Below are 4,065 nucleotides of genomic sequence, written 5' to 3'. Positions count from 1 at the left end.
CCCGCCCGCCGCCCGGGCGGCGAGCGGCGCACCTCGGCCCGCTCCGGACCGCCCGGAGGCTTTCGCCCGCCCACCGGCCCCAACCCTCCGCCGCGTCCCGGGTGGCTGCGTTCAGCTCGTGGTCCCCTGGCTGGCGCACGCGTTTGCCCGGTCCATGTCCGCCGCGCGGAGGCTTGCGGCCGCCCACCGGCCACAACCCTCCGCCGCGATCGGGAGCGTCGGCCCCCGCCGCCGGGAGCCGGTGCCGCACAGATTCGTGGGGCGGAAGGTTGCGCCCGCCCAGCGGTCAGAAGCCTCCGGCGCGTGTGGCCGATGATCGGCGGGCGACGGCGCAGGTGGGGCCGCACGGGCGCGCGGTCCCGGACCAGCCGCCGGCGCGTAGGCCGGCCTCGACCTGCAGCGTCGTGCGGCACGGGGTGACCGCGACGTGCGCCCAGCGGTAGCGGAGCGTGAGCTCCGCGCGCTCGAGGAGGACGGCGTTGTCGCGCCAGGTGTCGGCGTCCGTGCGGCCGCCCGGGTGGGCGAGGCGCCCGTCGAGCTCCACGCGCAGCGCGTGCTTCTCGTAGACGACGTCGGCGCGCACCCAGCTGCCGTCGAGCCGGTGCCGCACCTGCAGACAGGCCTTCGGCAGCCCGTGCCGTCGTTCGACGTCCCGCCGGTAGCGCCGCTCGAGCGGCGACTCGACGCCGTCGCCCACCTCGCACAGGAGGTCGCGGAGCAGCGCGCTGCGGGCCGACCGCCCCCGGCGGTCCAGTGCCGCGAGGACCTCGTCCGGGTGCGTCCCGGCCCGGACGGCGTCGCACACGCGAGCCATCGCGTCGTCCTCCGTGCGGGCGTCGGCGACCAGGTCGACCACCGTCTCGCCCCGCCAGGTGCGGCGCGGCCGGCCCGCCGACGGCGGCACGGGCGTCCGGCGGTGCACGGTGAGCCCGGCGCTCGGCATCACACGCCGCTCACCGGGCACGGTCACGGCGACCGTGCGGGGTGGCTGGACGGTGACGTCCTGGAGGAACGCGGCCGCCTCGTGGCTCAGCACGGCGCCGCGCCCGGCGTAGAGCAGCGCGCCCCAGGCCCTCGCGCGCCAGGGCACCGGGCCCGAGTGCGTCACCAGCACCCCGCGGTGCAGGCGCTGCCACCGCCCGTGCTCGAGCTGGCGGGTGATCCACGAGTCGTCCGCGCCGGCCTCGCGCAGCTGGGCCCGCGTCGCGACGCCGGCCTGCGGCGCGGTGAGCTGCCCCACGAGGCCGAGGTCGAGTCGCATGCGCGCGATGCTCGCGCCTCCCCGGTCCTCTCGACCAGCCACCCGGCGTCGCCTGTGGACGACCACACGCTTGTGGACGACGGGCGGGCGGGGTGACCAGACGGACGACGCCCGGGCACCCGACCCGCGCCGCCGTCGCGCCGTAGCGCCGCCCCGACGGAGGGTCATGCCCGTATAGCGCCCATAACCCTCCGGCCGACGTCCGACGGCGGCGGTTCGGCTCGCCGGGGCGTCGGGTGAGGGGCGCCAGGGTGGTCCGCCGTCGTGCGCGGTGCCAGTTCGGTGCCGGGCGAAGCCGACGGAGGGTTGCGCCCGGATGGTGCGCACAACCTTCCGGCGGGCAGGTGAGCCGGAGGCGTGGCGGGGTGGCGGCGGCCGGTGGTGGGCGGCCGGTGGCGGTGGCGGCGGCGGGTGGCGGCGGCCGTGGCCCGTGGCGGCGGGTGGGGATGCGCCGAGGGCCCCGGACGGGTGCGTCCGGGGCCCTCGGGCGAGCGGATCAGGTCCGCTCAGGTGGTGCTGGTGCTCAGCGCTCGATGTCGCCGGCGATGAACGCCTCGAGACGCGCACGCCCCGCGGTGTCCTCCATCTGGACCGGCGGCGACTTCATGAAGTACGTCGACGCGGACACGATGGGGCCGCCGATGCCACGGTCCTTGGCGATCTTCGCCGCGCGGAGCGCGTCGATGATGATGCCGGCCGAGTTCGGGGAGTCCCAGACCTCGAGCTTGTACTCGAGGTTCAGGGGCACCTCGCCGAAGGCGCGGCCCTCGAGGCGCACGTACGCCCACTTGCGGTCGTCGAGCCACGCGACGTAGTCCGACGGGCCGATGTGGACGTTGCGGTCCTCCTTCTTGCCCGCGAGCGGGCCGTCGTCGATGTTCGACGTCACGGCCTGCGTCTTCGAGAGCTTCTTGGACTCCAGGCGCTCGCGCTCGAGCATGTTCTTGAAGTCCATGTTGCCGCCGACGTTCAGCTGGTACGTGCGGTCGAGCACGACGCCGCGGTCCTCGAACAGCTTCGCGAGCACGCGGTGCGTGATCGTCGCGCCGACCTGCGACTTGATGTCGTCGCCGACGATCGGCACGCCGGCCTCCTCGAACTTCGCGGCCCACTCGGGGTCGGACGCGATGAACACGGGCAGGGCGTTGACGAAGGCGACGCCCGCGTCGATCGCGCACTGGGCGTAGAACTTCGCCGCACGCTCGGAGCCGACGGGCAGGTAGCAGACGAGGACGTCGGCCTGCGTCTCGCGCAGGGCGGCGACGATGTCGACCGCCTCGGCGTCCGACTCCTCGATGGTCTCGGAGTAGTACTTGCCGAGGCCGTCGAGCGTGTGACCGCGCTGGACCGTCACGCCGAGCGGCGGGACGTCGGCGATCTTGATGGTGTTGTTCTCGCTGGCGCCGATGGCCTCGGAGAGGTCGAACCCGACCTTCTTCGCGTCGACGTCGAACGCCGCCACGAACTCGATGTCCGAGATGTGGTACGGGCCGAACTGCACGTGCATCAGGCCCGGGACCTTGCTCTGCGGGTCGGCGTCCGCGTAGTAGTGGACGCCCTGTACCAGCGACGCGGCGCAGTTGCCGACGCCCACGATGGCGACGCGGATCGAAGTCATCCTCGCTCCTCGGTTCTCTCTCAGTGCCGGGGCGCGGAGGCGCCGTCGACGGTGGCGGGTCCGGCCGGACGGCCGTCCCCCTCGGTGGTCCCGCGGCGGTTGCCGCGCTCGTTGTCGATCAGTCCGTCCAGCCAGCGCACCTCGCGCTCGACCTGCTCCAGGCCGTGGCGCTGGAGCTCGAGCGTGTACTCGTCGAGACGCTCGCGTGTGCGCAGCGCCGACTGGCGGACGTTGTCCAGCCGCTCGGTCAGCCGCGTGCGGCGTCCCTCGAGGATCCGGAGCCGGGTCTCGGCATCCGTCTGCGCGAAGAGCGCGAAGCGGACGTCGAAGTGCTCGTCCTCCCACGTCGTCGGGCCGGAGCTCGCGAGCATCTTCGCGAGGTGCTCCTTGCCGTCGGCCGTGAGCTCGTAGACGATCCGCGCCCGCTTGCCGCTGAGGGCGTGGGGCGGCGGGGTCTGCGACGCGTCGGTGCCCGCGATCAGCCCGCGCGCGACGAGGCCCTTGAGGCACGGGTACAGCGACCCGTAGGACAGGGCCCGGAACGAGCCGAGCAGCACGTTGAGCCGCTTGCGCAGCTCGTACCCGTGCATCGGTGTCTCCTGGAGCAGGCCGAGGATGGCCAGCTCGAGCACGCCGGAACGACTGCTCACTGGACCTCCCCTGTGCTCATCCCCGCCCGAGGCGGCGTCGTCGCGACCTCGTGCCGGGCCGATGAAGCTCTCCGATGTATCGAACTGATACATCGGAGACAGTAGGTGCGGGCGGGCGATCTGGCAAACCCCGGGCGGACGGGGCGTCTCCCGCCCGCAGCCGGGCCGGCCCCGCGGGCCGGACAGCGGACCACCGCGCTCCTCTCGCGTCGCGATGACCGGTCGCTCACAACCTCTTCACGAGCGCGTGCCCATACTGAGAGGAGCCACGAGCGTCAGGTGTCCCTACCCTGAGCCTGGCTCCCCCCGTCTGCGGGTGGTGCGCGCCCCGCGCGGCCACCCGTCGTCCATGTCGTCCACCGGAAGGCTCACTGTGGCACCGGCCAGCACTCCCCCCTCGCGCGGCTCGTCCCGACCCTCCGGGCAGAGCGGCCCCACGCGTCGCAGCGCCTACGGCGCGACGGGCGGCCGCGGTGGCGCGACGGGTCCCGCGCGCCGCACGACGAGCGGCGGGGCAGCGGGCAGCGCGCCGGCTG

Annotated in this window: 3 protein-coding genes; all 3 read right to left on the bottom strand. The window is 74.2% G+C overall.

Annotation, left to right across the window (positions count from 1 at the left end):
• Positions 1 to 286: 286 nt before the first annotated feature.
• The 3 genes from IDM29_RS15390 to IDM29_RS15380 all read right to left on the bottom strand — a co-directional run bounded on the left by IDM29_RS15390 (position 287) and on the right by IDM29_RS15380 (position 3,529).
• Positions 287 to 1,261: a type IV toxin-antitoxin system AbiEi family antitoxin domain-containing protein gene (locus IDM29_RS15390; protein ID WP_188037742.1), complete on the bottom strand. Its 975-nt coding sequence runs from the start codon at positions 1,259 to 1,261 to the stop codon at positions 287 to 289.
• A 523-nt stretch (positions 1,262 to 1,784) separates the two neighbouring features.
• Positions 1,785 to 2,879, bottom strand: coding sequence for an inositol-3-phosphate synthase (locus IDM29_RS15385; RefSeq protein WP_182112539.1), 1,095 nt, complete (start codon positions 2,877 to 2,879; stop codon positions 1,785 to 1,787).
• A gap of 20 nt (positions 2,880 to 2,899) precedes the next feature.
• The gene (locus IDM29_RS15380; protein WP_182112538.1) at positions 2,900 to 3,529 is read right to left on the bottom strand and encodes a PadR family transcriptional regulator; all 630 of its coding nucleotides are present in this window, start codon (positions 3,527 to 3,529) and stop codon (positions 2,900 to 2,902) included.
• Between the last annotated feature and the right edge of the window lie 536 nt (positions 3,530 to 4,065).

This window comes from Actinotalea sp. JY-7885 (assembly GCF_014525465.1).
Taxonomy (GTDB): Bacteria; Actinomycetota; Actinomycetes; order Actinomycetales; family Cellulomonadaceae; genus Actinotalea.
The sequence above is the reverse complement of the archived record's forward strand: the minus strand, read 5'-3'. Positions and strand labels throughout refer to the sequence as shown.

Excerpts from the sequence above, each read along its gene's own strand:
- IDM29_RS15390 (WP_188037742.1), bottom strand. The coding sequence starts at position 1,261 with ATGCGACTCGACCTCGGCCTCGTGGGGCAGCTCACCGCGCCGCAGGCC.
- IDM29_RS15385 (WP_182112539.1), bottom strand. The coding sequence starts at position 2,879 with ATGACTTCGATCCGCGTCGCCATCGTGGGCGTCGGCAACTGCGCCGCG.